This is a genomic window from Actinomyces marseillensis, from assembly GCF_900155605.1.
GTDB lineage: Bacteria > Actinomycetota > Actinomycetes > Actinomycetales > Actinomycetaceae > Pauljensenia > Pauljensenia marseillensis.
Window position 1 is genome coordinate 1 of the sequence record NZ_LT707420.1, and the last position, 19,613, is coordinate 19,613.

At 57.3% G+C, this 19,613-nt stretch carries 12 protein-coding genes, 2 tRNA genes and 2 rRNA genes; 5 read left to right on the forward strand and 11 right to left on the reverse strand.

Features of this window, described 5'->3' with window-relative positions; genetic code table 11:
- Positions 1-259, forward strand: a 259-nt coding sequence (locus tag BQ8011_RS09080) for a hypothetical protein (protein ID WP_234952134.1), incomplete at its 5' end; no start/stop codon positions are given.
- Between the two features lie 152 nt (positions 260-411).
- The gene (locus BQ8011_RS00010) at positions 412-1,818 is read left to right on the forward strand and encodes an alanine/glycine:cation symporter family protein (protein ID WP_072456428.1); all 1,407 of its coding nucleotides are present in this window, start codon (positions 412-414) and stop codon (positions 1,816-1,818) included.
- Between the two features lie 160 nt (positions 1,819-1,978).
- Here BQ8011_RS00010 and BQ8011_RS00015 read toward each other — a convergent pair.
- The 4 genes from BQ8011_RS00015 to BQ8011_RS00030 all read right to left on the reverse strand — a co-directional run bounded on the left by BQ8011_RS00015 (position 1,979) and on the right by BQ8011_RS00030 (position 7,805).
- A tRNA-Ala gene (locus BQ8011_RS00015) sits at positions 1,979-2,051 on the reverse strand.
- A 71-nt stretch (positions 2,052-2,122) separates the two neighbouring features.
- Positions 2,123-2,620: a hypothetical protein gene (locus BQ8011_RS00020; protein ID WP_077209652.1), complete on the reverse strand. Its 498-nt coding sequence runs from the start codon at positions 2,618-2,620 to the stop codon at positions 2,123-2,125.
- Positions 2,621-2,791: 171 nt separating this feature from the next.
- Positions 2,792-5,911 (reverse strand): 23S ribosomal RNA (locus BQ8011_RS00025).
- Between the two features lie 356 nt (positions 5,912-6,267).
- Positions 6,268-7,805 (reverse strand): 16S ribosomal RNA (locus tag BQ8011_RS00030).
- The 16S and 23S rRNA genes sit together here, the layout of an rRNA operon.
- Before the next feature lie 424 nt (positions 7,806-8,229).
- On the opposite strand from BQ8011_RS00030, the gene BQ8011_RS00035 reads away from it, so the two are divergent.
- The gene (locus BQ8011_RS00035; RefSeq protein ID WP_072456428.1) at positions 8,230-9,636 is read left to right on the forward strand and encodes an alanine/glycine:cation symporter family protein; all 1,407 of its coding nucleotides are present in this window, start codon (positions 8,230-8,232) and stop codon (positions 9,634-9,636) included.
- 160 nt (positions 9,637-9,796) lie between these two features.
- Here BQ8011_RS00035 and BQ8011_RS00040 read toward each other — a convergent pair.
- The 5 genes from BQ8011_RS00040 to BQ8011_RS00060 form a co-directional block, all read right to left on the reverse strand.
- A tRNA-Ala gene (locus tag BQ8011_RS00040) sits at positions 9,797-9,869 on the reverse strand.
- Between the two features lie 71 nt (positions 9,870-9,940).
- Positions 9,941-10,723, reverse strand: coding sequence for a hypothetical protein (locus BQ8011_RS00045; protein ID WP_231945314.1), 783 nt, complete (start codon positions 10,721-10,723; stop codon positions 9,941-9,943).
- 354 nt (positions 10,724-11,077) lie between these two features.
- On the reverse strand, positions 11,078-11,776 hold the full coding sequence (locus tag BQ8011_RS00050; protein WP_072456430.1) for a GNAT family N-acetyltransferase: 699 nt from the start codon (positions 11,774-11,776) through the stop codon (positions 11,078-11,080).
- A gap of 12 nt (positions 11,777-11,788) precedes the next feature.
- On the reverse strand, positions 11,789-13,018 hold the full coding sequence (locus BQ8011_RS00055; protein ID WP_072456432.1) for a molybdopterin molybdotransferase MoeA: 1,230 nt from the start codon (positions 13,016-13,018) through the stop codon (positions 11,789-11,791).
- Entirely contained in the window at positions 13,018-13,977 is a 960-nt protein-coding gene (locus tag BQ8011_RS00060) for a UTP--glucose-1-phosphate uridylyltransferase (protein WP_072457777.1), read from the reverse strand. The genes BQ8011_RS00055 and BQ8011_RS00060 overlap by 1 nt, the downstream gene beginning before the upstream one ends.
- 29 nt (positions 13,978-14,006) lie before the next feature.
- Here BQ8011_RS00060 and BQ8011_RS00065 point away from each other — a divergent pair, with 29 nt between their 5' ends.
- Together BQ8011_RS00065 and mscL are read left to right on the forward strand one after the other, a co-directional pair.
- Complete coding sequence (locus tag BQ8011_RS00065) at positions 14,007-14,621, forward strand: 5-formyltetrahydrofolate cyclo-ligase (RefSeq protein WP_231945315.1); 615 nt, start codon at positions 14,007-14,009, stop codon at positions 14,619-14,621.
- A gap of 179 nt (positions 14,622-14,800) precedes the next feature.
- Complete coding sequence (gene mscL / locus BQ8011_RS00070; protein ID WP_034502170.1) at positions 14,801-15,193, forward strand: large conductance mechanosensitive channel protein MscL; 393 nt, start codon at positions 14,801-14,803, stop codon at positions 15,191-15,193.
- 74 nt (positions 15,194-15,267) lie between these two features.
- Here the strand turns inward: mscL and BQ8011_RS00075 are convergent, their stop codons facing one another.
- The gene (locus BQ8011_RS00075) at positions 15,268-15,504 is read right to left on the reverse strand and encodes a hypothetical protein (RefSeq protein WP_072456442.1); all 237 of its coding nucleotides are present in this window, start codon (positions 15,502-15,504) and stop codon (positions 15,268-15,270) included.
- 15 nt (positions 15,505-15,519) lie between these two features.
- On the reverse strand, positions 15,520-19,596 hold the full coding sequence (locus BQ8011_RS00080) for a prevent-host-death family protein (RefSeq protein ID WP_072456444.1): 4,077 nt from the start codon (positions 19,594-19,596) through the stop codon (positions 15,520-15,522).
- Between the last annotated feature and the right edge of the window lie 17 nt (positions 19,597-19,613).

A 19,613-nucleotide genomic window follows, 5' to 3' on the forward strand; every position in this document is an offset into this window, starting at 1 on the left:
AATAAGCCCGGAAAACCCACCACAAAACATGGCAAGCAATCCCAACCAAAAAAATACTCAAAAACAAAAAACAGGCATAAAAACAAAAAACAAACACACTATCGAGTTCACAAACAACACCCCCACATCTCCCAACCAAACCCACCAAAACCAGCAGGAAAAGCCAAGAAAGAAGGCCACCACCACAGCACCAAGGCCGCGGCGACAAGAGAAAAATCTACACACCCACCACCCCCCACGTCAAACCAAAACCACGTGAACCAGCACACACCTCAATTTTATTGAACGAAGTTTTACCGGCATTGCTATTTCTTTACCTTTGCTATACCCTTATCTCATTCAGTTCGTAGCGCCTACGCAAGGCCAGAAAACGGCTTGGTGCTGCGCTTTTAGATAGTTCGAGGAGTTCTCATGTCGGCGATTTTGGATGCGATATCTACTGCGCTGTATAGCTACATCCTGATCATTCTCCTGATCGGTGTGGGCTTGTACTTCTTTATCCGTACCAAGGCCCTCCCCCTGCGCATGTTCGGCGAATCAATTCGCGTCGTCATGGAAAAGCCCGAGGAGGGAAGCGATTTCTCGTCATTCCGCGCACTCATGGTCTCTACGGCCTCGCGAGTGGGCGTCGGCAACATCGCGGGTGTCGCAACTGCAATCGCACTGGGCGGGGCAGGCGCGGTCTTCTGGATGTGGGTCATCGCAACCATCGGTGCCGCATCAGCTTTTATCGAATCAACGCTCGCACAGATCTACAAGCGCCGTTCCCCGCACGGCCACTCTTTCGGTGGCCCCGCGTACTACATCAAGGACGCACTGCGCAGCAAGACCCTCGCAATCATCTTCGCCGTTGCACTGATCGTCACCTACATGGGCGGATTCAACCTCCTCGCTTCCTTCAACGTGAATCAGGCTTTCAGCGCATACAGCTGGTACAACGCCAGCTACACGCCTTACATCATTGGTGGACTGCTCGGCCTGGCCATGGCCGGCTCGATCTTCGGCGGAACTCGTCGCCTCTCTGACATCACCGGCATCCTCGTGCCGATCATGGCCATCGTCTACCTGAGCGTCGGCATCGTCGTCATCGCATTGAATTGGCGCAACATCCCCACGATGTTCGAATCAATCTTCGCTAGCGCCTTCGATTTCAAGGCGATCTTCTCCGGCTTCGCTGGCTCCGCCGTCATGCTCGGTATTAAGCGTGGTTTGTACTCGAACGAGGCCGGTGTCGGTTCTGCCCCCAACGCCGCGGCTTCCGCTTCGGTTTCCCACCCCGTCAAACAGGGCCTCGTCCAGATGCTCTCGGTCTTCATCGACACGATGATCATCTGCACCATCACCGCATTCGTCATCCTCTCCTCGAATATCGAACTCACAGGAGACGTCACGGGCGCACCGCTGGTCCAAAACGCAATGGCGACGACAATCGGTTCCTTCGCAGGCCCCTTCACGACCTTCGCCCTCTTGCTCTTCGGCTTCACCACCCTGGTCGGCAACTTCTACTACGCCGAGGTGAACCTGCGCTTCCTCTTTGGCGACAAGCCAACCCCGCACTGGGTCCTGACGATCTTCCGCGCGGTGGCCTCGTTGCTGGTTTTCGCTGGCGCACTACTGGAGTTCTCGGTCGCATGGAACATCGGCGACATCCTCATGGGGTTGATGGCCCTCATTAACCTGCCCGTCATCGTGATCTTGGGCAATAAGGCCATCCGATGCGCAAAGGACTACCAGATGCAGCGCAAGCAGGGACTTAACCCCAGCTTCCGGGCTTCCACCATTGGAATCACCCAGAAGTTGGATTACTGGCAGGACTGATTCCACGCTCTCGAAATTAGTCAGGGTCTCGGCCGCTTCCTCAGGAGGCGGCCGAGACTTTTTATCAGCATTAGCGAGCCGACCAGCATCTTGCATCACAGCTGAACACACTCGCATGGCACATACAAAAAGGGCCGGGTTTAAAACCCGGCCCAACTTGTGGAGCTAAGGGGATTCGAACCCCTGACCTTCTCATTGCGAACGAGACGCGCTACCAACTGCGCCATAGCCCCAAGGACCTCACCATCATAGCGGGAGAAGTCCAATTGGCCAAACGGAGCCCAGGAAGAGCCCCATGGCACGACTACTGCGCGATGCGAGAATCCAGTGCGGCCTCGACGTCCAGCACGACCGATTCGAAGGCAACAACTTCTTCAGTCGAACGCGCATCCTGCGCCACAGGACCAGCCGCAATGGGACGAGCAGGGATACGAGCATCCACTCGTGGAATTCCCCGGATATCCGTATCGGGGTGGACAATTCGACCACTCAAACGAGCACGCATTGCATAGGTCGGTGCAGGGATCACTGCCGGCGTCCATGTGCGGCGCTCAACCGGTGCGGGAACCTCTTCTTGAATTTCCGAGGCCACGCTCACTTGGGCGTCGGTGCTTTCCTGTGCCGAAGCTTCCGCAGGTACTTCGACGGCGGGTTCCTCGGACTCAAGCGAATCGGAAGCTTCAGCCTCAGCAACTTGCTTGGCTTCCACAGCTTCGGCCTGAACGGTTACCTTGGCCTCAGTTGTCGAACGCGAAAGCTGATCGCGCAGACGGTGAAGCTGGGCTACTTCTTCTTCGCTCATCCGCTGGGAACGCACAGCACATGCGCGCNTCTCTTGAATACCCCCAGTGTGTGCCGCGCGTGTGTGCGGCGTGGGGGTTTGTGTTGGTTGTGATCCGTATAGTGGTTTGACGAGCACTCTCATGGTGTCTGTCAACCCCTTTTACAGCTTTTCAGCTGTTTGTGGTTGATGTGTGTTTAGTGTCGGCCCATTAGTACCAGTCGGCTCACGAGCACCTCGCGGTGCTTCCACCTCTGGCCTATCAACCCGGTAGTCTGCCGGGGGCCTTCCACCCACAGGGGGGTGTGGAAACCTCATCTCAAAGCAAGTTTCCCGCTTAGATGCTTTCAGCGGTTATCTTTCCCGAACGTAGCCAACCAGCCATGCACCTGGCGGTACAACTGGCACACCAGAGGTTCGTCCATCCCGGTCCTCTCGTACTAGGGACGGCCCTTTTCAAGTTTCCTACGCGCACAGAGGATAGGGACCGAACTGTCTCACGACGTTCTGAACCCAGCTCGCGTACCGCTTTAATGGGCGAACAGCCCAACCCTTGGGACCAACTCCAGCCCCAGGATGCGACGAGCCGACATCGAGGTGCCAAACCATGCCGTCGATATGGACTCTTGGGCAAGATCAGCCTGTTATCCCCGGGGTACCTTTTATCCGTTGAGCGACCACGCACCCACGTGCCATGGCCGGATCACTAGTTCCTGCTTTCGCACCTGCTCGACCCGTCGGTCTCACAGTCAAGCTCCCTTGTACACTTGCACTCGCCACCTGATTACCAACCAGGCTGAGGGAACCTTTGAGCGCCTCCGTTACATTTTAGGAGGCAACCGCCCCAGTTAAACTACCCACCAGGCACTGTCCCCAACCCGGATCACGGGCCAAGGTTGAGGTGACCGCTTGAACCAGAATGGTATTTCAACGACGACTCCACCACGGCTGGCGCCGCAGCTTCACAGTCTCCCACCTATCCTACACAAGCACAAGCGAACACCAATACCAAGCTATAGTAAAGGTCCCGGGGTCTTTCCGTCCTTCTGCGCGAAACGAGCATCTTTACTCGTACTGCAATTTCGCCGAGTTCACGGTCGAGACAGCGGAGAAGTCGTTACGCCATTCGTGCAGGTCGGAACTTACCCGACAAGGAATTTCGCTACCTTAGGATGGTTATAGTTACCACCGCCGTTTACTGGGGCTTAAATTCACCGCTTCACACCCCAAGGGGCGTTGACGGTTCCTCTTAACCTTCCAGCACCGGGCAGGCGTCAGTGCGTATACATCGCCTTACGGCTTCGCACGCACCTGTGTTTTTGATAAACAGTCGCTTCTCCCTATTCTCTGCGACCCCCCGGCCCCACCAGCACGCGCGGCGCTGGGAAGCTAAGGGGTCCTCCTTCTCCCGAAGTTACGGAGGAATTTTGCCGAGTTCCTTGACCATGATTCACTCGAACGCCTCGGTATACTCTACCTGACCACCTGAGTCGGTTTAGGGTACGGGCGCCTTGCCCCCTCGCGTCGAGGCTTTTCTCGGCAGCATAGGATCACCACAAGTCCACACACACGTGCGTCCCTCATCAGTTCTCACCCACAGTGTCTCCCGGATTTACCTAGAAGACGGGCCACAACCTTAAATACGCCAAACCACCGGCGCACTGCAGCTACCTTTCTGCGTCACCCCTGTTAATACGCTTACCTCCACCACCGGGTCCCAAGACCAACCTCCACCCACACCCCGAAGGATACGAGTATTGGCCGGCAAAATTGGTTAGCATGATGATCTCAGTATTGGACGGTTGCTAGGCGGTACCAGAATATCAACTGGTTATCCATCGACTACGCCTGTCGGCCTCGCCTTAGGACCCGACTAACCCAGGGCGGATAAACCTAGCCCTGGAACCCTTAGTCAATCGGCGCTGCGGATTCTCACCGCAGATTCGCTACTCATGCCTGCATTCTCACTCCCACACAATCCACCAGAGGTTCCCCCCAGGCTTCACCTCATGCAGGACGCTCCCCTACCCAACAACACACCAACAATCATTCAATGACGCCAGCTATATGTGTTGCTGCCACAGCTTCGGCGGTACGCTTAAGCCCCGCTACATTGTCGGCGCGAAATCACTTGACCAGTGAGCTATTACGCACTCTTTCAAGGATGGCTGCTTCTAAGCCAACCTCCTGGTTGTCACCGCGACTCCACATCCTTTCCCACTTAGCGCACACTTAGGGGCCTTAGCTGATGATCTGGGCTGTTTCCCTCTCGACTACGAAGCTTATCCCCCGCAGTCTCACTGCCATGCTCAACCCTATTGGCATTCGGAGTTTGGCTGACGTCAGTAACCCACAGGGCCCATCGGCCATCCAGTAGCTCTACCTCCAACAGGAACCACACAACGCTGCACCTAAATGCATTTCGGGGAGAACCAGCTATCACGGAGTTTGATTGGCCTTTCACCCCTACCCACAGCTCATCCCCCAGGTTTTCAACCCTGGTGGGTTCGGTCCTCCACAAAGTCTTACCCTTGCTTCAACCTGGCCATGGGTAGATCACCCCGCTTCGGGTCCAGAACACGCGACAAACGCCATATTTCAGACTCGCTTTCGCTACGCATACCCCACACGGGTTAAGCACGCCACATGCCACTGACTCGCAGGCTCATTCTTCAAAAGGCACGCCATCACCCCACAAGGCTCTGACGGCTTAAAAGCATCCGGTTTCAGGTACTATTTCACTCCCCTCCCGGGGTACTTTTCACCATTCCCTCACGGTACTATGCACTATCGGTCACTCAGTAGTATTTAGGCTTACCAGGTGGTCCTGGCAGATTCACACGAGATTTCACGAGTCCCGCACTACTCGGGAACACAACCCACACAACATGTCACCGGCTGGCCTACGCGACTATCACGCACTACGGTCCCCCATCCCAAGAGGTTCAACCACCAACAACACACCATGCCCACCCCCGGCAGAAGGCGAACGATCATGCCCCACAACACCCCATGCGCAACGGCCGCCGCCTATCACACGCACAAGGTTTAGCCTCCTCCGCTTTCGCTCGCCACTACTCACGGAATATCTTCTCCTACGGGTACTGAGATGTTTCACTTCCCCGCGTTCCCCCCACCACCCTATTTCATTCAAGTGATGGTAACTGGCCATAACACCAGCTAGGTTCCCCCATTCGGAAATCCTTAGATCAACGCTCGCTCGTCAACTCCCTAAGGCATATCGCAGACCGCCACGTCCTTCATCAGCTCTGAGTGCCAAGGCATCCACCGAATGCCCACAAAAACTAAACAAAACCACAGACACAAAAAACAATAAAAGAAACAAAACCCTAAAACAAAAAAAATTTTAGAGAACAGGTTTCAATTGCAATAAAGATGCTCATCAACCACTATACAGATCACAAACAACACACCACACAACCACCAACACCAAAAAACCCGGTGCCAACAGTCGTGGGCTACTCGCCCAACAGGTGTTGAACGTGAACCCGACAGCATGCTTGCCTCTTGCACAACAATTTATGCCCAACCCAAAAACGCACCCACACCCACCACCCAAAAGGGGCAGCGTCCTAATGCAGGCACAAGAAACACACACAACCCGAAAAAACCCCAGGCCGTATGCATCCCCCAAATGGGCTCCCTAGAAAGGAGGTGATCCAGCCGCACCTTCCGGTACGGCTACCTTGTTACGACTTCGTCCCAATCGCCAATCCCACCTTCGACCACTCCCCCCAAACGGTTAGGCCATGGGCTTCGGGTGTTACCAACTTTCGTGACGTGACGGGCGGTGTGTACAAGGCCCGAGAACGTATTCACCGCAGCGTTGCTGATCTGCGATTACTAGCGACTCCACCTTCATGGGGTCGAGTTGCAGACCCCAATCCGAACTGAGACCGGCTTTAAGGGATTCGCTCCACCTCACAGTATCGCAACCCTCTGTACCAGCCATTGTAGCATGCGTGAAGCCCAAGACATAAGGGGCATGATGATTTGACGTCATCCCCACCTTCCTCCGAGTTAACCCCGGCAGTCCCCCACGAGTCCCCACCATAACGTGCTGGCAACATAGGGCAAGGGTTGCGCTCGTTGCGGGACTTAACCCAACATCTCACGACACGAGCTGACGACAACCATGCACCACCTGCACACGACCAACTAAATGCCACCACATCTCTGCAGTGCCGCCGTGCATGTCAAGCCTTGGTAAGGTTCTTCGCGTTGCATCGAATTAATCCGCATGCTCCGCCGCTTGTGCGGGCCCCCGTCAATTCCTTTGAGTTTTAGCCTTGCGGCCGTACTCCCCAGGCGGGGCACTTAAAGCGTTAGCTACGGCGCAGAAACCACGGGTGGCCCCCACACCTAGTGCCCAACGTTTACAGCGTGGACTACCAGGGTATCTAATCCTGTTCGCTCCCCACGCTTTCGCTCCTCAGCGTCAGTAACGGCCCAGAGACCCGCCTTCGCCACCGGTGTTCTTCCTGATATCTGCGCATTCCACCGCTACACCAGGAGTTCCAGTCTCCCCTACCGCACTCAAGTCTGCCCGTACCCACCGCACGCCCCCAGTTAAGCCAGAGGATTTCACGGCAGACGCGACAAACCGCCTACAAGCCCTTTACGCCCAATAATTCCGGACAACGCTCGCACCCTACGTATTACCGCGGCTGCTGGCACGTAGTTAGCCGGTGCTTCTTTACCCACTACCCTCACCACAACCTTGAGTTGCGGCTTGACCATGAGCGAAAGAGGTTTACAACCCGAAGGCCTCCATCCCTCACGCGGCGTCGCTGCATCAGGCTTTCGCCCATTGTGCAATATTCCCCACTGCTGCCTCCCGTAGGAGTCTGGGCCGTATCTCAGTCCCAATGTGACCGGTCACCCTCTCAGGCCGGTTACCCGTCAAAGCCTTGGTAAGCCATCACCCCACCAACAAGCTGATAGGCCGCGAGCCCATCCCCCACCAGAAAAAACCTTTCCACCACCCCCCATGCGAAGGACAGTGAATACCCGGTATTAGCAGCCGTTTCCGACCGTTATCCCAAAGAAGAGGGCAGGTTACTCACGTGTTACTCACCCGTTCGCCACTCATCCAGCCCAGCAAGCTGAGCCTTCAGCGTTCGACTTGCATGTGTTAAGCACGCCGCCAGCGTTCGTCCTGAGCCAGGATCAAACTCTCCGAACAAAACTGTAAAAACAATAAGCCCGGAAAACCCACCACAAAACATGGCAAGCAATCCCAACCAAAAAAATACTCAAAAACAAAAAACAGGCATAAAAACAAAAAACAAACACACTATCGAGTTCACAAACAACACCCCCACATCTCCCAACCAAACCCACCAAAACCAGCAGGAAAAGCCAAGAAAGAAGGCCACCACCACAGCACCAAGGCCGCGGCGACAAGAGAAAAATCTACACACCCACCACCCCCCACGTCAAACCAAAACCACGTGAACCAGCACACACCTCAATTTTATTGAACGAAGTTTTACCGGCATTGCTATTTCTTTACCTTTGCTATACCCTTATCTCATTCAGTTCGTAGCGCCTACGCAAGGCCAGAAAACGGCTTGGTGCTGCGCTTTTAGATAGTTCGAGGAGTTCTCATGTCGGCGATTTTGGATGCGATATCTACTGCGCTGTATAGCTACATCCTGATCATTCTCCTGATCGGTGTGGGCTTGTACTTCTTTATCCGTACCAAGGCCCTCCCCCTGCGCATGTTCGGCGAATCAATTCGCGTCGTCATGGAAAAGCCCGAGGAGGGAAGCGATTTCTCGTCATTCCGCGCACTCATGGTCTCTACGGCCTCGCGAGTGGGCGTCGGCAACATCGCGGGTGTCGCAACTGCAATCGCACTGGGCGGGGCAGGCGCGGTCTTCTGGATGTGGGTCATCGCAACCATCGGTGCCGCATCAGCTTTTATCGAATCAACGCTCGCACAGATCTACAAGCGCCGTTCCCCGCACGGCCACTCTTTCGGTGGCCCCGCGTACTACATCAAGGACGCACTGCGCAGCAAGACCCTCGCAATCATCTTCGCCGTTGCACTGATCGTCACCTACATGGGCGGATTCAACCTCCTCGCTTCCTTCAACGTGAATCAGGCTTTCAGCGCATACAGCTGGTACAACGCCAGCTACACGCCTTACATCATTGGTGGACTGCTCGGCCTGGCCATGGCCGGCTCGATCTTCGGCGGAACTCGTCGCCTCTCTGACATCACCGGCATCCTCGTGCCGATCATGGCCATCGTCTACCTGAGCGTCGGCATCGTCGTCATCGCATTGAATTGGCGCAACATCCCCACGATGTTCGAATCAATCTTCGCTAGCGCCTTCGATTTCAAGGCGATCTTCTCCGGCTTCGCTGGCTCCGCCGTCATGCTCGGTATTAAGCGTGGTTTGTACTCGAACGAGGCCGGTGTCGGTTCTGCCCCCAACGCCGCGGCTTCCGCTTCGGTTTCCCACCCCGTCAAACAGGGCCTCGTCCAGATGCTCTCGGTCTTCATCGACACGATGATCATCTGCACCATCACCGCATTCGTCATCCTCTCCTCGAATATCGAACTCACAGGAGACGTCACGGGCGCACCGCTGGTCCAAAACGCAATGGCGACGACAATCGGTTCCTTCGCAGGCCCCTTCACGACCTTCGCCCTCTTGCTCTTCGGCTTCACCACCCTGGTCGGCAACTTCTACTACGCCGAGGTGAACCTGCGCTTCCTCTTTGGCGACAAGCCAACCCCGCACTGGGTCCTGACGATCTTCCGCGCGGTGGCCTCGTTGCTGGTTTTCGCTGGCGCACTACTGGAGTTCTCGGTCGCATGGAACATCGGCGACATCCTCATGGGGTTGATGGCCCTCATTAACCTGCCCGTCATCGTGATCTTGGGCAATAAGGCCATCCGATGCGCAAAGGACTACCAGATGCAGCGCAAGCAGGGACTTAACCCCAGCTTCCGGGCTTCCACCATTGGAATCACCCAGAAGTTGGATTACTGGCAGGACTGATTCCACGCTCTCGAAATTAGTCAGGGTCTCGGCCGCTTCCTCAGGAGGCGGCCGAGACTTTTTATCAGCATTAGCGAGCCGACCAGCATCTTGCATCACAGCTGAACACACTCGCATGGCACATACAAAAAGGGCCGGGTTTAAAACCCGGCCCAACTTGTGGAGCTAAGGGGATTCGAACCCCTGACCTTCTCATTGCGAACGAGACGCGCTACCAACTGCGCCATAGCCCCAAGGACCTCACCATCATAGCGGGAGAAGTCCAATTGGCCAAACGGAGCCCAGGAAGAGCCCCATGGCACGACTACTGCGCGATGCGAGAATCCAGTGCGGCCTCGACGTCCAGCACGACCGATTCGAAGGCAACAACTTCTTCAGTCGAACGCGCATCCTGCGCCACAGGACCAGCCGCAATGGGACGAGCAGGGATACGAGCATCCACTCGTGGAATTCCCCGGATATCCGTATCGGGGTGGACAATTCGACCACTCAAACGAGCACGCATTGCATAGGTCGGTGCAGGGATCACTGCCGGCGTCCATGTGCGGCGCTCAACCGGTGCGGGAACCTCTTCTTGAATTTCCGAGGCCACGCTCACTTGGGCGTCGGTGCTTTCCTGTGCCGAAGCTTCCGCAGGTACTTCGACGGCGGGTTCCTCGGACTCAAGCGAATCGGAAGCTTCAGCCTCAGCAACTTGCTTGGCTTCCACAGCTTCGGCCTGAACGGTTACCTTGGCCTCAGTTGTCGAACGCGAAAGCTGATCGCGCAGACGGTGAAGCTGGGCTACTTCTTCTTCGCTCATCCGCTGGGAACGCACAGCACATGCGCGCGAGAAAGCAATCGTCGCAAGCCCCAGAGCAAAAGGAAGAACGGGCCAGATCCACGACAGTGATGTCGCAGCCGCTGAACCTGCGAGAATCAGAGTCGCAAGCCCCGCCACCGCAACAAGGAGCATGCGGCGCCTGGCGGCTGCGGCCTCGGCACTCAAGCGAGCGGCACGACGCGCACGTAACGCAGAAATCTCACGCACTCCGCGGCTGCGCGCACGAGCGGCCTCGACGGAAATGACTGGAGCATTGTGTGCCACTGGTGAGCTCCTTCGTTGAACGGGACGTGTGCCACTGAGAAGTCTGGGCGACTCGGAGGCGCAATGATCGATAGAAGTGACGCTAGTCGATTCGACGAGACGCAAGCTGGGAGAGAACCGATCGTTCTCTCGGGACTGCATCATCGCGCTTCGACGAGCAATGAGGTATGGAAGGGTCGCTACGCTCACAAGGACTGCTATCGCAACTAAAACTCCGCCATACACCACTCCCCCACGCTAAAACGTCGGAGCTACAATCAGCGGCTAGTGCGGGCGCGTGTCTTTAATCGATAGCAGAAGAAATCCTGAAGATCGCAACACCATTCACAGTTGTCACACCTGCCCCATTATTGGCTAGCGAAGACCTTTCCCATACAGGGAAGTGAGCATGCCACCTTCGGGAAGAGATTCAGCATCCATCGCAAAACTCACATGGTCGGCCCACTGCCCAGCGATGTTCATATAGCGCTCGCGATAGCCCTCTTCACGCAAACCTAATTTGCGACACAGACCCAAGGAACGCTCATTTTCAGGGCGCACATTGACCTCAATGCGGTGCAGCCCCAATTCTCCAATCACGAGGTCCATCATGTAGGAGACCACCAAAGAAGCAAGACCCATACGCGATGCTTCCTGCGCAACCCAATACCCGAGAACACCCTGGCTCATGGCTCCCCACTGGACCTGAGACAGCGTGAATTGACCAACCGGGCGCCCATCGAATTCGGGCATCAAGATCAAGGAATGTCCCTCGCGCTGGTCACGGTCCGCGCGACGCATGTACTCCCAAAGTGTCGGCAGTTCTTCGCGCGCACCCGCGGGCAATGTCGCATCCCACGGGGTAAGCCAGGGGGCGTTGGCGCGACGCACCGTATCGACGCGTGAATGGTCGTGCCCCAACAAGGGGCGAATCGTCGCGATTTTTGGCCGGTGAGGAGCATCAGGATTCTCATGGAGAAAGCCCTCTTCGACCGGATCCGAAATCTGGACGCTGAAAAATGAAGGGTCGCGGCCCCACACCTGAGTCGGCGTAAAAAGCGAACGCAGATTCATCTGCGGTCCCTATTAGTCCAAAACCATGCAGCGCAGGGTATCCCCAACGCGCACATTCGTCACGTCTTCGGGGACAACCGCGAGAGCGTTGGAGTCCGCCAATGCAGACAGCAGCAACGAGGCCGGGGCTCCCATAACCTTCGCCTGATAGCCACTGTGGGGGTCGCCCACCAGGCGCACGCGCACAAATTCACGGCGTCCGCGAGGCGAATACCAGGAGCGGTCCACCCGCGCTTGAACGCTGGGACGATTGAGCACAGTCCAACCCTGCATGTGACGCAGAGCGGGACGCACATAGACCTCGAAACACACCTGGGCAGAAACCGGGTCACCAGGGAGGCAGAAAATAGGCGTTCCCGCACGGCCCTGGTCATCTCCACCAACGGTGCCAACACCGAGGATGTGCCCGGGCCAAGCCGCAACGGAATCAAAGCGAACCGTGCCCAGTGCGGAGAGAACTTCGCGCACAGTATCGCCACTGCCGTAAGAAATACCTCCGGTCGTCAAAATCAGGTCAGCACGCACCAACTGGTCTTCGATCGTTTCACGCAGGACCGAGCGCTCGTCGGGTACCGCAGACACGCGGAAAGTCTGGGCTCCCGCGTCAGCAATAGCCGTTGAGAGCGCGTGACCATTGGCGTCAAAAACCGTTCCCGGACGCGCCTCGCGTCCCGGTTCAACGATTTCGTCACCGATCGACAAAATCACCACGCGGGGACGCGGGTGAACCAGAACGCGGGAACGACCAACGCCGGCAAGAAGAGCAACCTGACGTGCTCCCACGCGGGTTCCCGAACGGAGAACAACGGTTCCTTCTTCCACGTCCTCAGCTTTGCGGCGGATATTTTCGCCCACCGCAGGCTGAGTCTTCGCGGAAACCTTAGCGACACCGTGGTCGCTGAATTCCAGAGCAAGAACTGCATCCGCGCCCTGCGGCATGGGCGCACCCGAAGCGATTCGGATTGCGCGACCGCGAATGAGGGCTGCGGGGTGAATATCTCCCGCGCGGATTTCTTCCGTCACCGGTAAAACAACCGGGGCGTCCGGGCGAGCACCTTCGAGATCGGCAGCAGCAACCGCATAGCCATCGCATGCGGCAAGATCTGCAACCGGGAGATTGAAAGGAGCTTGGACGTCCTCTGCTAGGACGCAACCCACCGCATCAGGGAGTTGAACATCCAGAGGGGGTTGCTGCCCGACAGCGGAAATACAGTCTTGATAGAAGTCAGCGACCGAGCGCATTACAGACCCAGAACCTTCGCGAGGCGATCCTTGATCTGCGATCCAGCCTCGTGGACAAGGAAGTCCGCGAGCTGCGGGCCAAGCTTAGGATCTTCCAAAGCCAAGGCAATGTTGGCCTCGAGGTAGCCCAGCTTGTCGCCAGTGTCGAAGCGGCGATCGTTGACGACAACGCCGTACAGCCCGCCGCCATCTGCCGGATCGCGATCGATCAGTCGGGCAAAACCGTCGGTCAACTGGTATTCGCCGCCGCGACCGGGCTCAATCTTTGTGAGCTCTTCGAAGATTGCGGGGTCGAAGACGTAGCGGCCGACAACTGCGTATTCGCTCATGACTTCTTCGAGCGGGGGCTTCTCGACAACGCGGTCGATGCGCATGAGCTCACCCTCGTTGAGGGAGACGCCCTCGGGGATCGCCAGGGGGGTGACCGAGGTCGAGGCGTATGCCGTCGCCTGCTCGGGAGTCACACGCAGAAGGGCAACAACCGAACCGCCCAGAGCGTGGCGCACATCGATCATGTGCTTGAGCAAGGTGGAGTTGGGGTGCATGAGGTCATCGGGAAGCATCACAGCAAAGGGAGCATCACCGACATGCTGGCGAGCCTGCAAAACTGCATGTCCCAATCCCAGGGGGTGTCCCTGACGCACGGAGTGCATGCGCGCAAGCTGGAGGTATTCACGAGACAGGGCAAGAAGTTCATCCTTGCCTGCCTTCTCCAGTTCATGCTCGAGGCCGGGATCGGCATCGAAGTAGGCTTCGATGGATTCCTTACCGGTTCGAGTAACGAAGAGCATATCCTCGATGCCGGCATCCGTTGCCTCACGAGCGATATATTCAATTGAAGGGCGGTCAACAACAGGCAGCATTTCCTTGGGCACAGACTTTGTGATCGGCAGGAAACGGGTGCCGCGTCCGGCGGCCGGGACGACCGCGTGACGCACAGGTACATTTCGATCTGTCATGATGACCACAGTAGCGGAGGAAAGGGCGCATGAGCGACATTACCGTGCATAAAGACTCAATTCGCCGCAAGATTCGCGCCCGCCGCGACGCGTATTGTGATCAGCGAGGCCGCGCGCACGAAGGTGAACATTTGTTGCGTAATTGGCAACGGGCACTGACTGAATTCGATCTTCACCCAAGTCCCCAACACCCAGTTGCAGCTTTCTACCCCATGGAGAAAGAACCGGATGTCACCGGCATTGTGGGCGCGCACAATCCGATTCTCCTACCCGTTTTATGTCAGAGTGATGGGCGCCTTCTGAAAGAAGTGGCGTGGTCACTCCACACAGAAGAGAATTCGCTCATTCGCCCCAATCCTCTTTTTCCGTCGCAAAGTACCGCTGAGCTTCGCGGGCCCGAGGCCATTGCTACCGCATCAGTCGTTTTGGTGGCGGGGCTTGCAGTCGACCGCGCGGGGACTCGGCTGGGACAAGGGGGCGGGTGGTACGACCGTGCTCTGCGGTTCATATCCGCAAAGACTCCCGTAATTGCTTGCGTTTTTGACTGGGAATATATGGGAGACCTACTTCCCCGTGAAGCACACGACATGGCCGTCGATGGGGTTCTCACGCCCACACGTTTTATTAATCTGAAAGCGCAATGAGTAACTCCTGCAAAACAGTGCCGCATTTTGTGAGGAAAACTGCTTGTTTAGGGCTTCCCTCGGCATTCTTTTTCTCGCTAGGCTTTTTCCTTGGTTGACGCATACGCGTCACGCAACACGTGCGAGTTCGGTGAAACCTGCTGGACTCAGAGCTGAAAATACAACTCAAGGAGAAATCCATGCTTAAGGGCTTCAAGGAATTCATTTCCCGCGGAAACGCCATTGATCTTGCCGTCGGCATGGTGATCGGTGCTGCCTTCACCGCAGTCGTCACCGCACTGGTCACCAACGTCATCAACCCCCTCATCGGTGGTCTTTTTGGCGAGCAGAACTTCGATGATGTCTTCCACTTCGCCGTTGGCACAGCAACCGTTAAGCCCGGTACCGTCATCACTGCGCTCGTGAACTTCCTGCTCGTTGCCTTCGCTCTGTACTTCTTCATCGTCTTGCCGATGAACGCGCTGGCAGCTCGCCGCAAGAAGGAAGAAGATGCGGAGACCCCCGAGGTCAGCGAAGATGTTCAGCTGCTCTCGGAGATCCGCGACCTGCTTAAGGCTCAGAACAACAACTGATTGTTTGCCTGAAAACGTCACGGTGGTGGCAACCATTTGGTTGCCACCACCGTTTTTATACTCAACAGCGCCGCTTAGATCCGTGCTTGCGCGTGCGGAGGCACGTTCTCTTTCAACCGCCGAGTATTCGACTGATCAGCTTCGCCAACAAGATGAGCCTTATCAGCGGCGTCTTGCCGCTCCTGATCACTCACCCGCTCCTCAAGAGAAGTGGGGATCCCCTGGTCGCTCAAGCGCACATCCACCTCGTTGACGTAGAGCACACGCCTGCGTACTCGCCGCCGCGCACTCCCCTGACCGGTTTCACTCATTCTTCAGCTGCCCTATTACTTTGCGCTCGTATTCCTACGAACAACGTGACGCAAGACAGCGTCAGTTTGGGCACCACGGCGCGTCAGACCGAGAGCGTGCCAAAGCTCATCGACCGATTCTTCCTCGCTGCGTTCTACTCCATCAGAGGCAACCCACTGCGCGATCTCATCGAGTTGATCATCGCTGTAGGCAGCAAGGGGAAGCCCACGAGCAATTGCAGGACGCTCGCCGCGTGCACTCTCGGCCTCGATATCGCTTGCAAGAAGGTCGCCCTCCCCACCCTGAGTATCTTCAACCCACTCATCGCGACGCTGACGTGCCTCGCCAGCATGATCATCTGCTGCATCTTCTTCAGACATAGGCGCTAGATCAGCATCCTCAGAAGCACTCGCACCGAACTCAGCATCCGGATTCTCAGGAAGCTCCATCACGGGAACAGCGGGACCGTTGATCTCGTCGACGGCGTCCAAAACCAACTGAACGATTCGATCTGTTTCCTTCGCTGGATCGATGAACACCGCCATCGACAAGGCAATGTGGACCTTCCAGCCCTGTGCTTCAAGCATCGCGGGCCACAGGCGATCACGCACACGCAGCGAGGGCTGCGCGACATATTCGTCATCATCGGTGAGCACCGCAAGGAGTAGACGCCCCGGCACCTCGGGGTGCCCGATCGCCAGCGGAATCCGCAATCCACCGGGAATCCCAATGTTTGCCACGACTTCAAGACCGAGGCCGTAGAGTCGATCCGCAAGATCAATGAGCAGCCGATCGGGTTCAATATCCAAGGTAGGCCACGAATCAATACCAACCCCGGATTGGCCTCGGGCAATCTCAAGGAGGTCGACGAGCATCAGCGCACCACGCTGGGACAGGCGGGACGTATCGATTTCTTCGGGGCGAATCGAGGACACGACGGTGAGGTCTCCGCGCACCGAACGCAAGACATCGGCCATCGCGCCCGCACCCGCGGGGGAAGAAAAGACACCGAAGTGGTGGATCACGCGACCGTGCGGGGTCTTCGCAAAACCAACAGCGATGATGATGTGGTCGCGGCCCAAGCCTCGTGCACCATCGGGGTCGACAACCACGAAGGGCTCCACGCGTGCGGGATCGAAGAACGAGGCCAAGCCGGGCTCTGCGCCGATCGTCCGCATGAGCTGGCTGCGGATCCTCTCCGCGTGCTGCGAGTTCAGGGCGACCACTGCGAGGGAACGCTCAGGAGTAGTCGTCGCATGTTCGAGAACAGCTTCGACGACGGCATCCACTTCCACCGCGGTCGATTCAACAGCCTCGCTACCGGGGGTCGGCATACCCGTCCCCTCGGTCCAAATCGCTGTTACGGGAGCACTGGCGGAAGTCCACGGAACCGGAACACCCGTGTGATCAACGCGGTAACGCGCAAGCAGGAGCGCCATCTGGTCGTTCAAACGAGTCGGGCGTACTTCCATGCGCAGGTGCGGAAGAACCTCGGAAAGAGCCGCAACCGAATCATCGACGTGTTCTTGAGCAAGATCAGCGAAAAGAACGACCTGAGAAGCACGCGAAATGATCGGAACAAGCTCCGCCAAAGGCAGTGCATCAACGTCATCCAAGATGACAACATCGACCTGATGATTCTCCGGCAAGATCTGCGGGACAAGAGTCGGAACCGTCAAGACCGCCGGGATCAAGTCCCACGCCAAGGGGAACTGCGCGTACAACGAGGTCAGCGCATGCTGGTCATTGACAGCTAACTCAAGCGCGCTCAAAGCCTGAGGATCGTTCGCAACGGCTTGGGTTCGGCCTCGGCGAAGGCGTGAGATCACTTGCGGAACCAAGGAGGCGACCTGCTGACGATCCAGTTCGCGTCCTTCAGTCAAAGCCTGCTCAAGGACCGCAGGATCAAAGCCACCCAAACGAGAGTCCGTCGCCAGCATGAGACCAAGGATGGAAGCCCACCACGCAAGATCGAGTTCGGCGTCCAGCTGGTCGTCATCAACGTGACGGCCACGAAGATCGCGTGTCAAAGGCTCCAGCCCCAACTCGGCCAGTTCTTTCAAGACCGCGACGCGACGCGGCAATTCATAGCCGCCCTCAGGATCGGCACTCAGGCGCTCGCAAAGCTTGGCCAAATCAACGATTGGCATCATTTCCAGATCGCCATGAGCGGTAACGAACATGGGGTTCAGGTGCGCGAGATCCTCGGCAACCTCGTCAGTGAGGGCAGCGGCCTGAGCCAAGTTCGAGGGTAGCTTCGGCCAGCCGTCGCTATCGCAGTGCTGACGCCACACATCGCGGCGCTCCTGAACGGTCAACAGCGCACGATGCAAGTCCTCAACATGGCTTCCCGGACGCAGCATGTCCTGCGCCTGCTTGACCAAGCGGACGCGCTGTGAGCGGGGCATGGAAATACCGTGCTCTTGACGCCACTTCTTCGAGGCCGTCGCAATGACCATATCGGCAGCGGAACGCTCAAAGACCCGCGGTTGGAAAACGTCGAGAACCTCACGAACCCCCTCGAACATAGCGAGTTGGTCGTACCACTGACGCATATTGACCGCCGAAGAAATCCCCGTCTCTCCCGCGACAGAGGCAATCAGCACACGAAGCTCAGGCAAAGTTTCCTTCGCAAGGCGATTCACGCGCTCAAGGACGTCGGGAACCTGCTCCTGGGAACCAATGACGATTCCCTTCCACGGGCCCACCTGCGCATTGCGCGAAAACACTCCCAAGGACGAGGCCTCGTGGAGAAGTTCGCGGGCACGCGCACCTTGGTCGGAAGCGATCTCAATGAGGATCTCTTCACTCAAACGCACACGAGTACGCGGCGCTGGCTTGGTCGCCGTCAGGTCGGTGAGAACCTGGAGGGCATCAAATGCGCTGACCCCAAACTGCTTGAAGGGGCGATGCAGGTAGGTCGTGTAGGACGAAAGCGTCTGGCGAACACTACGCAAACGAGCGCGCATCTTTGCGACCTCAGCGCTGTCCTCAACCGAGGTCAGATCTTGCGAGGCATGAATGAGCTGAAGACCCAGCGTCGCATCAGAGGCGTTAGAACCGTCGATACGAACCGCGGCCTCGTCCACGCCCAAGTCGCGAAGGCGACCGTGCACGGCCAAGGTCCGCGAAGGCGATCCTGCAATATGGACCACCGTGCGGCCATTCGCGGCGCTATCGGCAATAATCGCCGCGATCAAAGAAGCATCATCCGCTCCCGATGGTGCATCAACGATGAAGGAATGACCATCCGCGACGGCCTCGACAACGTCTTGCTGCTTCGGCGTCAGGTCACCGGCACCGCGTTCCTCATCGGGGTCACGGTCACTGGGGTTTGATTCGGGAAGAGGCCCCGAAATGGCACTGCGCGCAGCCGCATCCCCCGCCAGAGCGCGAATAATACGATTCTTCATCAAGTGAGCGGGACGATCGAGCTCGCGAAGCAGAAGTGCGGCCGGGTGCTCAAAAATTCCAATGGTCAGTTCTTCGCGCACATCAAAGTTCTCCAGAACCGAGGCAGCTTGACGCGCGTGGTCCAAGACAACCGAGGCCGAGAAACCGTGGGTCTGAGTGGACAGGTGCGCGACCTCGTCCATGTCGATGTGGACGTTCTTTTCCGCGAGTGCGTCTTCGAATGCGGCCGACAGTTCCATCCCGTGACGCAAGGTAATGACGACATCGTCGCCTTCAAGACTCAGGCGCAGGGGACGCAAGAAAACCGGTGCGCTGGTGCGGGCCTCGTCTTCCCCCCACTGTGCGTGTCCGATCGCGATGTGGACGGGAGCGACGCCGTGGCGCATCGCCATTTCGTGGGCGAAGGAAACTAGGGAACGCGCGCGCTCCAAGGCGCGTTTGTGCGCAGCGCTTTCTCGGATGAGGCTGGAGAGTTTCGTGGGCCGCCCCGCATACAGTTGAGCCAAACCGCCGGGATGCGCCTCAGATACGGTCAAGCGCGGGAAAGCGTTTCCGCCTTCTTCTGAGGTAATTTGGCGCAATTGCGCACGCCATTCTTGGACAACATGGTCGCTGGGTGCACTCGGCATCTCGGAAGAGGACTGTTCCTGCTCCCGCGGGGAATCTTGCGTCGATCGAGAAAAGAAATTTACGGCCACAAAACCACCGTAATAGA